General features: G+C 60.1%; 14 protein-coding genes and 1 pseudogene. 10 read left to right on the forward strand and 5 right to left on the reverse strand.

All coding sequences use genetic code 11. The features are described from left to right. Positions 1–77: 77 nt before the first annotated feature. Positions 78–935: a plasmid partitioning protein RepB C-terminal domain-containing protein gene (locus CK224_RS09860; protein WP_095781633.1), complete on the reverse strand. Its 858-nt coding sequence runs from the start codon at positions 933–935 to the stop codon at positions 78–80. Next, a complete protein-coding gene (locus CK224_RS09865; RefSeq protein WP_095781634.1) occupies positions 932–2,494 on the reverse strand; it encodes a recombinase family protein in 1,563 nt (520 codons plus the stop codon). Before CK224_RS09865 ends, CK224_RS09860 begins: the two co-directional genes overlap by 4 nt. Before the next feature lie 117 nt (positions 2,495–2,611). Between CK224_RS09865 and CK224_RS09870 the strand changes: the two are divergent. The 3 genes and pseudogenes from CK224_RS09870 to CK224_RS09875 all read left to right on the forward strand — a co-directional run. Next, a pseudogene (locus tag CK224_RS09870) lies at positions 2,612–2,818 on the forward strand (type II toxin-antitoxin system HicB family antitoxin); the annotation flags it as partial. A 527-nt stretch (positions 2,819–3,345) separates the two neighbouring features. Further along, positions 3,346–3,492: a hypothetical protein gene (locus CK224_RS31245; protein ID WP_176477899.1), complete on the forward strand. Its 147-nt coding sequence runs from the start codon at positions 3,346–3,348 to the stop codon at positions 3,490–3,492. A 162-nt stretch (positions 3,493–3,654) separates the two neighbouring features. Continuing rightward, positions 3,655–3,972 carry a YMGG-like glycine zipper-containing protein gene (locus tag CK224_RS09875; protein WP_095781635.1) on the forward strand — a complete coding sequence of 106 codons (318 nt, stop codon included), beginning with the start codon at positions 3,655–3,657 and terminating at the stop codon, positions 3,970–3,972. A gap of 36 nt (positions 3,973–4,008) precedes the next feature. Here the strand turns inward: CK224_RS09875 and CK224_RS09880 are convergent, their stop codons facing one another. Further along, entirely contained in the window at positions 4,009–5,997 is a 1,989-nt protein-coding gene (locus tag CK224_RS09880; protein WP_245425863.1) for an HWE histidine kinase domain-containing protein, read from the reverse strand. A gap of 262 nt (positions 5,998–6,259) precedes the next feature. On the opposite strand from CK224_RS09880, the gene CK224_RS09885 reads away from it, so the two are divergent. The 5 genes from CK224_RS09885 to CK224_RS09905 all read left to right on the forward strand — a co-directional run bounded on the left by CK224_RS09885 (position 6,260) and on the right by CK224_RS09905 (position 12,371). Next, positions 6,260–6,877 (forward strand): methyltransferase domain-containing protein, encoded by a 618-nt coding sequence (locus tag CK224_RS09885; RefSeq protein ID WP_095781637.1) that lies wholly within the window; start codon positions 6,260–6,262, stop codon positions 6,875–6,877. Positions 6,878–7,256: 379 nt separating this feature from the next. Continuing rightward, positions 7,257–8,843 carry a hypothetical protein gene (locus tag CK224_RS09890; protein WP_141245803.1) on the forward strand — a complete coding sequence of 529 codons (1,587 nt, stop codon included), beginning with the start codon at positions 7,257–7,259 and terminating at the stop codon, positions 8,841–8,843. A gap of 81 nt (positions 8,844–8,924) precedes the next feature. Next, positions 8,925–9,947: a phosphatase PAP2 family protein gene (locus CK224_RS09895; RefSeq protein ID WP_095781639.1), complete on the forward strand. Its 1,023-nt coding sequence runs from the start codon at positions 8,925–8,927 to the stop codon at positions 9,945–9,947. A 9-nt stretch (positions 9,948–9,956) separates the two neighbouring features. Next, the gene (locus tag CK224_RS09900) at positions 9,957–11,504 is read left to right on the forward strand and encodes a S8 family serine peptidase (protein WP_095781640.1); all 1,548 of its coding nucleotides are present in this window, start codon (positions 9,957–9,959) and stop codon (positions 11,502–11,504) included. A 165-nt stretch (positions 11,505–11,669) separates the two neighbouring features. Continuing rightward, positions 11,670–12,371 carry an adenylate/guanylate cyclase domain-containing protein gene (locus CK224_RS09905; protein WP_095781641.1) on the forward strand — a complete coding sequence of 234 codons (702 nt, stop codon included), beginning with the start codon at positions 11,670–11,672 and terminating at the stop codon, positions 12,369–12,371. A gap of 164 nt (positions 12,372–12,535) precedes the next feature. On the opposite strand, the gene CK224_RS09910 is transcribed toward CK224_RS09905, so the two are convergent. Both CK224_RS09910 and CK224_RS09915 read right to left on the reverse strand, forming a co-directional pair. Continuing rightward, a complete protein-coding gene (locus CK224_RS09910; protein ID WP_095781642.1) occupies positions 12,536–12,787 on the reverse strand; it encodes a hypothetical protein in 252 nt (83 codons plus the stop codon). Between the two features lie 178 nt (positions 12,788–12,965). Next, positions 12,966–13,268, reverse strand: a complete 303-nt coding sequence (locus tag CK224_RS09915; protein WP_141245804.1) for a hypothetical protein — start codon at positions 13,266–13,268, stop codon at positions 12,966–12,968. Between the two features lie 186 nt (positions 13,269–13,454). Here CK224_RS09915 and CK224_RS09920 point away from each other — a divergent pair, with 186 nt between their 5' ends. Both CK224_RS09920 and CK224_RS09925 read left to right on the forward strand, forming a co-directional pair. Further along, the gene (locus tag CK224_RS09920) at positions 13,455–13,970 is read left to right on the forward strand and encodes a hypothetical protein (RefSeq protein ID WP_141245805.1); all 516 of its coding nucleotides are present in this window, start codon (positions 13,455–13,457) and stop codon (positions 13,968–13,970) included. Positions 13,971–14,005: 35 nt separating this feature from the next. After that, a complete protein-coding gene (locus CK224_RS09925; protein WP_095781645.1) occupies positions 14,006–14,656 on the forward strand; it encodes a hypothetical protein in 651 nt (216 codons plus the stop codon). The last annotated feature ends 104 nt before the right edge of the window (positions 14,657–14,760 follow it).

Below are 14,760 nucleotides of genomic sequence, written 5' to 3' on the forward strand. Positions count from 1 at the left end.
GCATCGGCCTGAAGTTCTAGCCGTAGCAAGCGAGTTGAGTTTAGAACGCCGGCATCGTCTCGCGGGGATTGGAGAGCTCAAATCCACGCGCTTCGTTCAGCGATCGGTGCACGTTTCTGAAACCCACTTTGGCGAAAGTCGAGCAATTCCTGATACACCTCAAGGTGCCCGGCAAAATTGCGCGCCATAAACCGCACCAGCGTGGGGTTGTTCAGCAATCTGTCAATATAACCGGTAACGCCGATCAGGTTGAGCACTGTTGCGCCATGGGTTCTGGCGGCGCTCAGATATTCATGGCTGACCTTGGCCAGGTCAGTTTGCATGTCAGCCAATTGCGTCGGGGAGATGCCCTCATATTGCTTTCTGGGCGCAAAGGGATCGGTGAGCCGCGATCGTGGTGTGAGCGCGATCAACACTCTCGCCACCCGAAATTGCACCCGGTCCAACGCTAGCATGAGACGCACGATTTCAACCTGCCGGCTCGGCACGACCTCTCGCAACAAGGGGAAAATCTTCAAGGGGGCGCCGAAATCGTTCAGGAGGTCGAGAGCCTCGAGACAAACACCGCCGACAAGCTGCGGCTCGGCTGTGCACAACGAGGCTTGCTGATCCTCAGAACGGGAATTCGGTCCGCCGCTTGGCGAACCTTGCGTCAAGATAGAAGGCAGCGTTGCGAGATCATGCGCCTGCAGCAAGGCGCGGAACGACGCGTTGGCCAGGATCTGACCGGTGGCATTGACGACGACTTCCAGTTGATGCCGCGCTGCGACGGCTTCTCTGATGAAATCCTGCATCCGATCGAATTGGCGCTTGTAGGTCCGCAAGAATGCCGGGCCACGCAATGGATTCTGCGGCGCCTGCAAATTGCTCGTAAGACGGGTGGCATGCCGGTTGTTCTCGACGAAGCGACGAAGCTCGGCCTTGGTTACTGTCACGGGATCGCCGAAATCGATTCTCGTCTCGCCATCTCCACGACAGGATCGAGCGAAGCGAAGAGGAAGGCATCAAGGCGCACGCCGTTGTTTGCGTTGAGCATGCGAAGGGCGGATTGCGCTTCATGCGCGGGCGCAATGAGGAAGTCACGAACAGTTTGATGATCAGGCTCCATTCTGATCAAAATCGTCACATCTGGCCCAACGAGACCGCGGTTCCAAAATATCCAGCGTGGATAACCGGTGACGATAATCCGATAGCGCGCGATCCATATCGCGATGGAGAATTCCTCATTGACGCGCAAAAGCTTTGTTTTGGGATCGTACAGTGCCGAACCACCGACCTTGTCAATGTTCGACATCAATTCCTCGACGACTTGTTGCCGGATCTGTTTGAGCCGGTTGCTGACATCGAGTTTCCGATAGTTCGCCGAGGCGTCGTATCCGATCAACTGGTAGGCGGCCTTCATGCTTCCAAATCGGTGCGCGTAAATGGAGGCTGAATGACAGAAGGGGGCGGCGTCGATGATTGGGCTCGACAGCCTCCCCCGCTCTTTCAGCAGCTTGGTCAGATCGGCAAGCAGCTCCTCATCGGGCTTAAGGTAAGCGCGCGCGCGCCTGATAGCTTGCGCACGATCGAAAAGCGCCCGGGTCACGAGCGGCTCGATGACATTGTCGGCGCGAACAAATGCGCTTGGCGGATTTCTTACCCGGTCGTGTAGAAGCCTATGGGATATTCGATTCCAGACATTGTTACCGATATACTTCTCGCTCGTCAGTATCGTGCCCACGCATGCTTTGGTCCATGGTCGGCCGCGTTCAGTAACCAGGCCGCGAGCGTTTAATGCAGTCGCAATTTCGGCTTCCGTTTTTCCCTTCACGAATTGATTGAACATCCATCTTACGGTGGAGACCTCCTCTTTCGGCCCCGGCACTAGAATGACGCGATCGCTTGCCAGCCCTTTTCGCTCGTTGCGATGAAGCATTGCCTTGGGATTTCCGGAGCCGTCAACAAGAAGGCGCCTGAAGCCATAGCCGGCGGGGCCACCGCCGCTGAAACCCAGTTTGACGATGCGGCTTTGACCGGCGAAGACCCTGTTCGACAGCATGCGGCTGTACTCCGCGGCCATGCTGCGTTTGATCGCCTTCAGAACGTCGGACCCGATGCTCCCATCGTTGACGAATAGCTCGGCGCAGAACTCGATCCGCACTCCGGCTATCTGGCACCGGTATTCATAGGTGGCGCTTTCATCGGTATTCTGGAAGCGCCCCCAACGGCTCACGTCGTAGACAACGACGGTCTCGAAGTCGGCTCGCCGGCTTTCGACATCTTCCAACAGCTGCTGCAAGCCTGGGCGCCCCACGAGGCTGAGGCCACTTCGCCCGGGATCCTCATAGGTCGCGACAATGTCGTAACCCATGACCTTCGCATAATTGCGGATCGCATCTCTCTGGTTGTCGATCGAGTAGATCTGCCTGTCTGTGGACATGCGCAGATACTGGGCCGCACGGATCCTTGGCCTCCCTGGAGGAACGCTGCGGACCGCTGCAGACTTGTCCATCGCTTCGCGCCGTCGTACCGATTTCCTAGCCCAGTGACTTCGCCACATAAGGGCAGTGGGCCAGGGTGGAACCCTGGAAATAGACCCGCTGGCGTGGCTGACAAGGTAGAGAATGGCATGCGCCGATACGTTGGGGTGATCCACAAGGACAATGACAGCGACTTCGGGCTATCTTTTCCCGATTTCCCGGGCGTCGTCACCGCCGGCAGGACAATTGCCGGAGTGCGTCGGCTCGCCGAGGAGGCGCTCGCCTTTCACATCGAGGGGCTCATAGAAGATGGCGTGTCGATTCCGGAGCCGACGCCGCTCGAACAGGTAGCAGCGAAAACCGACGTACTCGCCACTTTCTCGGTGCCTCTGAAGCCTGCGACACGGTCAGCAGGTCGGCCGAGAAGAAGGTCGCATGTCTCTCGGCATCGCTGAGCCCGTCCCGTCGCACTGCACGCAACGCACGCTCACGCCGGGACATCTGTGTTGATGCGTTCCTGCCGGGCAGCAATGGCCGTTCGAGCTGCGCCATCTCGGACATTCGAACATCGTGCCGGTGCCGCCGCACCCTTGGCACTCGCCTTCGGAAAACGCCAGTTCCATGTTACCCGACCCACCGGCGTTGCAACGCCGCAAACCCAACGTCGGCTGGCCCCCGCTAGCCGTCTGCAAACATTACGATAGGGCAATTAAGGTTTTTCTAAAGCAGGGGTGGCTTACAGCCATTGTCTGCGCGCTGGGTTGACCGACACTGGCACGTCGCCCGACGCGAGGATGCAAATGTCACCGCAGCCTTGCCATTATCTTAGTGATTGCTAAATTCATCACGGCTAAACTTCCATTTCTCTGTCCGGGATCGTCGGATGAATTTCCTGAGTCATGTTTTCTCCGGCCTGTGGGCAGCCGGAGTGTTGGCGATGGTCTGGCAGGTATGGAAGCGCCCGTCGCCGCCGCTTTCCGAAACCGAGCAGGAACGCGATTTGCGGGAATGGCTGGAAGGGCAAATGTAGCTCCCGCATCTTTCCTGTTTGGAAAGCATTCTGTTCAACAGCCGGGAAACCATGACTCAGTTCGTGAGCGGGCTCCGCCGCCGTTCCGCCGCAATGCGAGCCCACTTCGGCCAGGTACGCCCCTGTTTTAGTTGGTCTTTGGGGCTTGAAGGAGTTCTGGAGATGATGATCAAGAAGGTTTTCTTAGCGGTGCTGATGACCGCGGCACTGGCCGGATGCGAGACCCAAACGGAGGGCCAGCAGCGTGCCACCACCGGCGCGCTGATCGGCGGCGCCGGCGGCGCACTGGTCGGCCAGGCAATCGGCGGCAACACCAAGTCGACGGTGATTGGCGCGGCAAGCGGCGCGCTGCTCGGCGCCGTCGTCGGCAGCGCCACGACCCCGCAGCGCCGCGGCGAGCAGCTCTGCCGCTATCGGGATCGCTACGGCCAAATCTACACCGCGCCTTGCGACGATCGGTATTACCGCGGCGATTATTGATATCGCCCCATCGGCTGATCTTCTCATCTGGGGAGATCAGCCGGCAGGGTCGGTCTCGGGTGGAGAAGTCTCCCTTTCAGGAAGGAGACTTACTCGAAAAGCGCAATGCAGACCTGACCGTTCGTAGTTCAAGGCAACGCCACCGGCGGTCTCATACTCGAATAACCTTTGCAATAGCTCCGTGCCAAACCCGCGCTTGCCAAGCGAGGCGGGCGGGCCACCTCTCTCATGCCAATCCAGTTCAAGGATCCGGCTCATCTCACCTTCCACGACCTTCCATGAGATCGAGATCGATCCCGTCGAATTCGACAGTGCTCCATATTTGATGGCGTTGGTCGTGAGCTCATGAAGGGCCAGCGCGAGGGAGAGCGCTATATTCGCAGCCAGCCAAACCTCCTCGCCGCAGAGATCGAACCGGGCAAGCGGTGCGTGGGGCTCGATCGAGGCGGCAATGAGGGTTTGGAGATCGGCGCCGCTCCAGTTCTCCCGAGTAAGGAGATCGTGTGCCTTGGCCAGTGAGATCAGCCGGCTGGAAAGTGCCGCTCCCGCCTGGGCAAGGCTGGAGGCGTTGCGGATGGTCTGCCCCGCTATCGCCTGAACCACAGCCAACGTGTTCTTGACCCGATGGTTCAGCTCCTTGACCAGCAGTTGACGCTGCTCCTCGCCGCGCTTGCGTTCGGAGATATCAAGGCTGATCTGCACCGCGCCTACGACTGAGCCTTCCGCGCTGCGGATGGGCCGCGCGCTAGAAAGGAGGTAGCGTTGCTCCCCCGACGGCAGCTTGTAGGCGAATTCTTCGCTTTGGATTTCCTCGCCGCGCATCGCCCTGCTCAGCGGGCGATCCTCCCGGCTGACCGGTTGGCCGTTCTTGTAGGCCAGCGTGTCGATCACGAGTTCAGGCCTGCCGAATGTTTTCCGAGACTCCGTCGGCAGCCCCATCAATTCGGCAGCAAACCGATTGCGTATCACCTGGCGGGCCTCCGGGTCATAGGTGAACCAAACGGCCGCGGGCACCGTTTCCAGAACCGTTTCCAACTCGCGCGTGCGTTCCGCGATTGCATGGCCGGCTTTGATCATAGCCTGGGCAATCGTGTCGAACTCGGTGACAGACGTCGACATAGGTTCGACCTGGCTTCCAGAGCCGAGCGCATCGGCGCGCGCGGCAAGGTCGACCGTGGCCTTGGTGAACCTTGTGCCGACCACGTAGCCCAGAGCCAGCGAAACAAGCAGCGCCGTGAAACCTGTTGCGCCAATCTGCGCGAGCGACCACCAGAGAGGCGCCTGAACATCCGAGAGCGGAACATTGGCGGTGTAGAACCAGTCGGAATAGGGTGACCGGTAGTACCCGGCCAGCAGCGTGGTGCCTTCGAAATTGCGAGACCGGAACGTACCGGAGCGGCCGACGACCTTTGCTAGATATTCCGGCAAACCGGGCCTGCCGGTCCACTGATCGTGCAACTTTGATCTCGCAACATAATTGCCCTCACGATCACCGACACCGACCGTCCATCCTTGCGGTACAGCTGGCAGCAGGACGAGGCGAATACGCTCAGTCGGGACCGACATCGAAAGCAGCAACGGCTGGCCTTTCGAGCCCGACACTTGTCTGGTGACTGCGATCCGGTATGCGTTCGATCCCGGCGCGGCGAACACGTTGCTGACCAGCACGCCAGCAAGATCCAGGTGTTCGCGCTCATCGGGCGTCAGCGGTTCGGCCGAAGGCTCGGAGCCCTTCGCGGATTGGGTGCTCACCAACGCGCGCCCGCCCAAATCACGCAGCGTGATTACCTGATCCGTACCCTGGACGAGGCGGCTCGCCTCGGTGCCAAAAGCCTGCAGATCACCATCGGCGAGAGCAGGCGACTTGGAAAGCCCTTCCAGAAGGGTCTTAATGTTTGCGAGCTCGCCATCAACGACGAGCGATATCTGACGAGCAGTCCAAAGCGCCTCCTGCTCGATCCGGTGCCGCTCATGCAGGGCGTAGGCGACGAACAGGTAGGCAGCAAACAGCCAGACCGGCAACACGGCGGCCGCGATTAGTCCAAGCAGATGGGCTCGTGCCGATCGACGAGGCAAACTCGCGTCCCCTGTCTGTCCCAACGTTGCAACCATACCCCCAAGCTGACGAACGACAAGTGTGAAGTAGCTCCCGCTCCGATATCGCAACTAGGCGCTGGCACCTCATCGTCAGCCCGCGATGCACGGAGACGCTGCGTTCGCTTGCGTCATTCTTTTGTACTCTTTGCGATGTAGCACCATTTTGCGGCGGGCTAAGGAGGAGGTCGAGATGACGACGACCCTTGCCGGCGCGCTGAAGGACCGTGGCAAGCGCGCGGTGAAACGGCTGATCGGGTACGATTCCCGCAACTGGCTGCGCATTCGCCAGATCGAGGCTTTCACGGCCTTCCTCGAAGCGGCCAATCGCAAATCCCGCGACGTCATCGAAATCTCACCCGGCTGGAACCGCTACTGGCGGGCGATGTGCCCGAACTACCGCTCGGTCGATTTCCCCGAGTTCGACATCTGCCGCGACCGCACCGACGAGCAATTTTCGATTGTCATTGCCGACCAGGTGCTCGAGCACGTGCAGCGGCCGCTCGCGGCCGCCGCCAACATCCATGCAATGACCAAACAAGGCGGCTGGGCAATGGTCGCGACGCCTTTCCTGTTCCGGGTGCATGCCCGGCCGCACGATTACAACCGCTGGACGCCGGCGGGATTGAAGCAGGTCATGATCGAGGGCGGCTTCGCAGAAAATGACGTGCAGGTCTTCGGCTGGGGCAACAAGGCCTGCGCGAGGGCGCATATCGGCGGGCCCGTGCGGGCCTACGGCCTGTGGCGGGATCTCAGCAACGACGAGGAGTACCCGGTGATGGTGTGGGCATTCGCGAAGAAGCGCTGTTAGCCTCGGTCCGGGGAAGCCGATTTTGGGCCGGTGCCGGTCAGGCAGCTTGAAATGCCGACGATAGAAGCGGGAATGGTGAACTGTGCGTCCCACTTTCCACAGTTGCACGACATCGAACGACCGTTTGACGTCGCCAAAGAGTCCTTCCGTCACAGCAGAAATGCCATCTCGAATCCTTGCCACGTCTAGGTTTGACCTTACGGAAGCCGAGAGCTACAGATAGATTTATATTAGTGGATCATATATTAGGGACAATGGACGCGAGGGACCGCTAGTGTACTCGGATGGCCGTCCTTTCCTTAGATTGATTGGGCCATTCGCGATTGAGCGCGCGGATGGCGCGGACGTTACGCCGCATGGCAGACGGTCCAAAGCGCTCTTGGCCATGCTTGCCCTGGCACCCAACGGTACGCGGAGCCGAAAATGGCTGCAAAGCAAGCTCTGGAGCACTCGCGGCGAGGAGCAGGGTGCAGCAAGCTTGCGTCAGGAACTGTCCGAGGTTCGGAAGTCGCTCCGCAACGCCGGCCTTGATCTAATCTCGACCGATCGTGATGTGGTTCGACTCGACGTCGCTTCGATCGGCATCGATTTGAAGGATCCGCCCGAAGGCTCTGCCACGCGTGATCTGCTTGAGGGCCTCGATATTCGCGACCCAGAGTTCGAGGATTGGCTTCGTGAGCAAAGAAGCCAATGGCCCCGACCTCGCACAGTGCCAGCAAACACCTGTCCTGTTGGCGCGGCAGATCCATTGTCCGGACAGCAAATCGCCTCACCTCTGAATTCGTCGCGGCTATGCTTGGGCCTAGTTCGCGATGCCAGGTGGACGGAGGGCTCCGCTAACAGGGCCGTCGGTGACCTTGTCCTGGATCTTGTGGTTCGATCGATCCTGAATTTCGAAGTGGTCGACGTCGTGGATTTTCAAGCGCAGGGACCGCTGACCCAAGCGCCTGGCACTGCGTTACCGGACTGGCTGTTGCAAACCAGGGCAACGGTGGTGGGCAACAGAGTGGGCCTGACATTTGGATTGATTGCGCCCGGTGACAGCCGGCTCTTGTGGTCGCATACGGATTTTCTCGAGCTTGCCGAGCTGACTGGCCCGGCGAGCCAGAAGCTGATGTCGCTGGTCAATCAGATCGTGTTTTCGATCCTCGAATTCGTTCTCAATCCTAAGTCCATTCGCGACGAGCCCCGACACCGGGCGTCTCGGCTTGCATTGACAGCGCTGCGACAGGTGTTCCGCATGCGCGATACGGACCTGGATTCGGCGGAGCGCATGCTCGCCGAAGCATATGAGCTCGACCCGCGTAGCACATATCTGGGGTGGCAGCTGTTTGTGTTTGTCACCCGCTTCGGCGAAAGACGGGTCGGCCGTTCGGGCACCTTTCACGATCAGGTTCGGGATTGCGCCAGTCGCGCCGTCGAAGCGGCCCCCTTCAATCCTATCACGCTGGCGTTGGCCGCTCATGCCCATTCGTTCGTCTTTCGTGAATACGCACAGGCACTGGAACTCGCCGATCGAGCGATAGCCGCTAACCCGCTGCAAGCCATTTGCTGGGACATGCGGGCCCTGACGCTCGGCTATCTCGGCGAGGTGAAGCGTGGATATGAGGATGCGATGCGCGCACGTGCACTGGGCGGGCCTCCTCTTTATCGTTACTGCATCGATACCACGTGCTGCATCTTGGCAACTCTGAACGGGCGCTTCGAGGAGGGGATACGTCACGGCGAGCGTGTCCTTGCGCAGCAACCTACATACCTACCCGCTTTGAGATACTCGGCTGCCTGCCACGGGCATCTGGGGCAGACTCTGGAAGCAGTTAGAACTGTCGAACGCCTGCGCGCCTCGGAGCCGGATTTCTCGCTCGAGCTGCTTTCGGACGAGAATTATCCAATTGCAGGCGTACTCGGAGTTTCGGTTATCCAGAGCGGGCTGTCGCGGATAACGCTGCCAAGGTACGCGCCCTAGGGTTGCGCACCGCACTTACGTCGAGGCCCCGACCACCAAGTCGCGCGGATCGAATTTGCAAGCTTTAGTTGAGGGGTGGACATGATGGCGATAATTGATCTTAACAACAAGTTGTTTAACGCTCGCTTCCTGGTCAGAGGATCGGACATACGACAATATCCGTTGATATTGGGTGACGCAAAACCTGAAAAAGCTCTTGAGGAATACATCAAAAATAGAGGCGGCGAAAAACTGCATCCTTTCGTGGCCATGATGGCCAAGAGCAGCGTTCTGTCGATTCAAGATGAGCAGATCGTGATAACGATTTCCGATGACCCTGTGGAGGGTGTCATGCGCCTTTCGCCAGCCTTCCGGGCGGGGCCGAGCGCAGGTCGAGGTCGAGGCAGGGGCAGAGGGCGCGGACGAGGACGGGGACGCGGCAGAGGGCAGACGGCTTTCGAAACTGGCGAGGAGGCTTTGCCGGCGTGGCACGACAAGCGTGCCCTGCACACGATCGGACTAAGCGTCGCCAACAAATATCTCGGCGCGATCTGGGAGGACATTCTTATCGATCCCCCGCCCGGACCTTCAGAGAGCCTCAGAGAGACAGAAGCGCTTCTCGATCTGCAGAACAGGAGGGAAGGTGACCCGGTGCGGCGCGAGGAGATCGTCCGCCAGGCATCGTTCGGGATTTTGGACTACACGGCACCGCTCGGAATAGACACTCTCGCGGGCTTCGAGGGGACATGCGCATTGATTGTTGCGATCCTCGAACTCACAGAGGAGATCGGGCTCAACTACAAAGATCGATTCAATCGGCCGCGGCCCAACATCATTGAGCAGAGGCTGCGGCCGGCGCTTCCGGTTCCTTCGCACGCTTCCTACCCGTCCAACCATTCATTTCAGTCATTTGCGGTGGCGAACGTTCTGCAACGCATGTTGCCCGAGCACGCAGGCGTAACCGCGCTTTATGCGCGCGCCCGCCGGGTGGCCGAGAACAGGGAATGGGCAGGGCTGCACTACGCCAGCGACACCGATGCCGGCGAGGAACTGGCTGCGCGCATTTCTCCGTACTTGGTGGACGCGATGGATGAAACGATCCGACGTGCTCAGAGCGAATGGTAGGAGGGTGCCATGACGGACGACATCAAGAAGGGCGAAGGCCATCTTTGTTATGACTGGTATCACTACCTCTGGCACCTGATCGCAATCGGCGCCTTACGCGATCGTGCGCGCATCCCTGAAACGCGGTTGCCGCACGAGGCCGCATACCTGCTGGAGGCCGACGCCTGGGATTTGTTGGCTACTGACAAGCCCGGTTACGGCGAGGTCATTGCCCAGATTGATACGGGGGTGAACTCAAGCCATCCCAATCTCGACCCTCGTATCCGTCCTGCGGTCAGCTTCGCCGCTCACCCATTCGGGTTGAGTTACGTCACACCCAAGCAGCAACCGGCCGTCTTGCGAGGGCCGGAAAAACAGCAGAGCAAGAGCTTTGTGGGCGACGATACCTGGGCATGGGCGGCAGGCCTGATCAAATCGAGAAACAATGCGCAGGAAGTCGAGGTTCAGAAATCGCTGCTTCGAGCACTGAAAGATGGGCGCGGCGTAATTCAGGAGACTGCTGAGACCTCGCGTATGCGCTACTCAGCGCACGGGACCGCCTGCGCCGGGCTGATGGTCGGCGCCCCTGAGGCCTCGCCTGCGAAGTTGAGGCAATTTGGCAACGGTGAAGGCGCGATACCTTATTGGGGCGCCGCCCCGGGCGCTGAACTCCTGCCGATCGAGATTTCCGCACGGCCCGACGCAGCGCAGCTCATTCTGGCGTTCCTCTATGCCCGCGACCAGAAGGTTTCAGTCATACACTTTCCCCGGGAAGTACCCGATCCATGGCGAGCGCACCGTTCCTATCCTGGATATGGCGACAGCAGATATACTTCGGTCGAACAGGCAAAGCCAATTTGGGATTATTTCGAGAAGCTTTTTGAGGCGATCAGCGAGGAAATCCCCATCATCTGCGCAGCCGGCAACGATGGCTGCGACCATCTGATTTACCCGGCGAGCAAGGCCGGCGAAAGCAACGGCGTGATTGCGGTAGCGGCCGTCACTTATCGGGCGAGACGTTCAGCATATTCCAACTACAGCGGCGATCCGACCGACAATTCCGTCACCATTTCCGCGCCATCCGACGACCAGGAGGTGTGCACGCGCTGCCAAATACGACTGGACAGGGAGTCGCCGCGTTCACGTGACCACAATTTCGATATCTATGGGAAGCTCCCCCAGGTTGAATACGCGCCGCAGGGTGTGCTCACCACCGACATCCCGGGCTACCACGGCTATTCCGGCGGACAGTTGGAAGGGATCCAGCCACCGAGCGTCGAAAGCAGAGACCGCGCCGGGCTGTACACGGTGTTTGGCGGAACATCTGCCGCCTCGGCCATCGTCGCGGGAGCAGCCGCTTTGTTGCAGTCGAAACATCGGTCCACCGGTAGGCCGCTCAACGGCATAGAAGTTAAGGCGAAGATGATCCAGTCGGGCGCAAAGGAGGTTTCATGGCCTTGGCTTGAAAAAGCTAACGTTCCGATTTTACCAGACAGCCCTAATTGCGAGAGAAGGGTGCCTTCGTTCGATCAGCAGTTTGGAGCGGGGCTGCTTGACCTCCGTAAGTTGTTGAGCTGAGGGTCCCGCCGAATTTGACTGAAAAGGTCGGCTGCAAGCCGCTAAATCCGGGCTGAATGGATTTCTGACGTAATTCTGACGTGCCCCCCACGGCAGGCTTACGATCCGCCTACGCCGTCCAGTCATATTCGAGCGACGTTTGAAATCGCTCGGGGCCGGACTCCAATGCATCCGATCACTGCCTATACGAATTCACAGACTGACCGCGTGCTCCCGTCATTCGGCATCGGTGAAACGAAATTCCAGCGCGCCATCGCCACCATCATGTTTACCGACGTGGAGGACTCGACCGGCTTGGCGAACGCGCTTGGCCTGGTCGAAACCACGCGGTTCATGATCGAGCACTTCGCGTTGACCCGCCAGGTCGTGGTGGCCCATGAGGGGACCGTTCAAAACTTTACCGGCGACGGCGTGCTAGCGCTCTGGCCGGGGAGCGAAATGACGCCTAGCGAAACGGCACTAAAGGCGCTGGCCGCCGTCGCGGAACTGGTACCGCAAATCTCGCTCGGCAACGCTTGGAAGCGTTCTACGGGCTCCCTGTCGCGTCGCATCAGGATCGGCTTACACTCCGGCGAGGTGATGTTCGTCAACGATCGCCAGTGGGATTTCTCTTTTGTGGTCGGTTCGGAGGTAAATTTCGCCCGCCGCGTCGAGCAGGCTGGCAAGAGGGAGAATGGTGCAGGGGTCGACGCGCTGGTGATGGTCAGCGGTGCGACCCTCCACCTTGCTGGCCTGGCGACTGCGTCCATCGACCCCTACGAGCTTGTGCGGCTAACCCCCGCCGAACTGGCTCATCGCCAATCGGTCGACTGGCGTCGACCGTGTTCGCGGAGCAGAACTATAGCGCGTGCAAATGTCGGCCTTTGAGGCGTTAGCTGACGCTGAACCCCACTTCAGCCAAATGGCGGCTCCTGGCGCACCTGCGACCCCCAGCGCAGTCGCCGGCAATGTCCGCTTTAAGGCAGTGGCACCGCTAACTTTAATGACCGAGATGCGGCGCAAAGCGGCCGGGGCTGAGGGTGGCTCAACGTTCAACAGGCTACCGGCATTTCAGCCTCAAGCGCTGGAACGATCCCGTTGGCGTAGAGAATGATGGCCTCTTCGAACTCGCCGGTCGAAGGATCGCCCGTACGGCTGAACGCCACGACGCCGGCCGAACATTCCGCCAGTTTCTCTGCCAGTCGCAAAGCATGCTCGATGTCCTGTACTTCCACCGCCGCTCCAGCGGCGATCGCTCCTTTGGGCGTGAAATTGAAACTCTGAACCACGAAATATGTCAGCAATGCCGCCTCCTTAGCCGCGTCAATCTGACTCAGCCTGCAGAACAAAACAAGTACAGATGCAGCGGGCCGATGCGACAAATCCACAAGCCCAGGGGTGCACAGCAAACCTACCTGTCTTGACAGAGTAGGTAGGTATTGCCTACCATTGGGAATTACCATTTGGAGCCGGGCGGTGAAATCAATCTCTGAAGCGCAGCACTCCCGCGATCTTTCCGCTCGGCCCGTAGAGCATCAGCACTGCCGCGCAGGCGAGGTCTTCGCTTTTGCCCTCCCAAGCCCGGACGGTTTCTTTGACCTTGCTCCGAATGACCGCGGCAACCGTCGGGTCGTCGAGCTTGACGTCCTCGGCGGCCAGCATCAGCGCCATGGCGCCTTCATTGATTTCCAGCTTCGGACAGATCTTGGTGCCGGCGATCGCCTGCCCGACATGGGACATAACCGCCATTTGCCCATCGCTGTAGGCAAAGGCCGAACCGGGCATGACGAACAGCGAGACGGCAGCTCGCACCAACTTTCGCATCCGATACCCCCTGCCCGCAATGCGCGGTTTGAACGCTATCACAAGGACGAAGCCGTCGCGAACCGGCTCGCTGCGGCTGCTTTCATTGCTGCCACCCTTTTCTGCGCCGCCGTGACAGTCGGCGCGCTCTGATCAAGGAGACCCGTCTTGCTCGATAAAGTTCAACGTTCATCGCAAACCCGCCGAGAGTTTCCGGAAGCTGGGTTCGACACCCATCCGCGCTGCCTGGAAATGGCAGAGGCTATGCGAGATCTGTTTGCTGTTGGCGGCGGCGTTCGGCTTGAAGACCTGGTCGGCGCCGGCTTCACAAGCGCCGAGATCATCGAGTTTCAGGACAGCGCCGCACGTCTGGCTTTGCTCGCCAGCACCAAGCAGATCACCATCCGTCCGGATCTGCTTGCAGATATGATTGAGAAGGCCCGGCACGCAGCGCCCAATCGGCCACCGCTGCCCGGCGGCGCGCAGCCTACACAGAGTCTCATCCTGGCCTGGGGCCAGTATTGTGCGGCCCGCGGCGCGCTGCTGCTCGATCCCTGGTCGGGTCAACGCGAACGCTGCATTTCGGTGCTGTCGGGCTATCTCGACCGGCTGCCGATCTTCCCGGCCATTCGCTCGAGCGTTCTCACCGCCGTCGAAGCAGCCATGCCGCAGGTGCACCAATGAGGTCCGCCAGCCACGCGCCGAGCGATAGACCCGCCATGATCCCAACCTTCAAGCCGGACGGGTCGGCCTTCGACCTCCTCGAGCCGAAGGCGTCCGACATCAGCTTCGCCGATATGGCCAACACGCTGTCCAAGCTGGCGCGGTTCAATGGTCTCTATCGCTGCCCGGCCTACTCTGTGGCGCAGCATTGCGTGATGGGTGCCGACGCGCTGTTCCGCGAAGCCGGCGACGGCGTGGCCGCCGGCTATTTCCTTCTTCATGACGGACATGAATACGCGCTCGGCGACATCACCAGGCCGGCAGTCGACCTGATCCAGCATCACATTGCACAGTTGGCCACAGCTGCCGGGCTAAATTGTGCAGGATTCGTCGACCAGCTCGCCCACCGCGCGATCGCGTCGGTCAAGCGCAGCATCGACCTTGCGATCTACCAGGCGGCTGAATTGCCCAACATCGACACAGTGCCGGCCTATGCCCGTCAGATCCGCGATATGGATAATCGCATGCTGGTTGCCGAGGCCGCCGCCCTGTTCGGAGCCAGGCCGACCAGCGCTTGTCTGCCGCGCGTTTCGCTGCCTCCGCCAAAGCTTGTCGGCGCGATCGAGCCGTGGGGCGCGATGAAAGCAGAGCTTGCCTTCATCGACCGCCTGCAGCGCTATCTCGGCATCGCGGCGCGGACGTGCTGAACGTGCAGTTTTCGCCATGAACACCAGCGGCAACGGCACTCAATGAACGGGTCCGATGAGTACACGGAAAACGCGCCGCTGCGGCTGGACATCGCGGCCCGGAT

This window comes from Mesorhizobium sp. WSM3862 (assembly GCF_002294985.1).
Lineage (GTDB): Bacteria > Pseudomonadota > Alphaproteobacteria > Rhizobiales > Rhizobiaceae > Mesorhizobium.

Excerpts from the sequence above, each read along its gene's own strand:
- CK224_RS09900 (WP_095781640.1), top strand. The coding sequence starts at position 9,957 with ATGACGGACGACATCAAGAAGGGCGAAGGCCATCTTTGTTATGACTGG.
- CK224_RS09865 (WP_095781634.1), bottom strand. The coding sequence starts at position 2,494 with ATGGACAAGTCTGCAGCGGTCCGCAGCGTTCCTCCAGGGAGGCCAAGG.
- CK224_RS09915 (WP_141245804.1), bottom strand. The coding sequence starts at position 13,268 with ATGCCCGGTTCGGCCTTTGCCTACAGCGATGGGCAAATGGCGGTTATG.
- CK224_RS09905 (WP_095781641.1), top strand. The coding sequence starts at position 11,670 with ATGCATCCGATCACTGCCTATACGAATTCACAGACTGACCGCGTGCTC.
- CK224_RS31245 (WP_176477899.1), top strand. The coding sequence starts at position 3,346 with ATGAATTTCCTGAGTCATGTTTTCTCCGGCCTGTGGGCAGCCGGAGTG.
- CK224_RS09895 (WP_095781639.1), top strand. The coding sequence starts at position 8,925 with ATGATGGCGATAATTGATCTTAACAACAAGTTGTTTAACGCTCGCTTC.
- CK224_RS09875 (WP_095781635.1), top strand. The coding sequence starts at position 3,655 with ATGATGATCAAGAAGGTTTTCTTAGCGGTGCTGATGACCGCGGCACTG.
- CK224_RS09925 (WP_095781645.1), top strand. The coding sequence starts at position 14,006 with ATGATCCCAACCTTCAAGCCGGACGGGTCGGCCTTCGACCTCCTCGAG.
- CK224_RS09885 (WP_095781637.1), top strand. The coding sequence starts at position 6,260 with ATGACGACGACCCTTGCCGGCGCGCTGAAGGACCGTGGCAAGCGCGCG.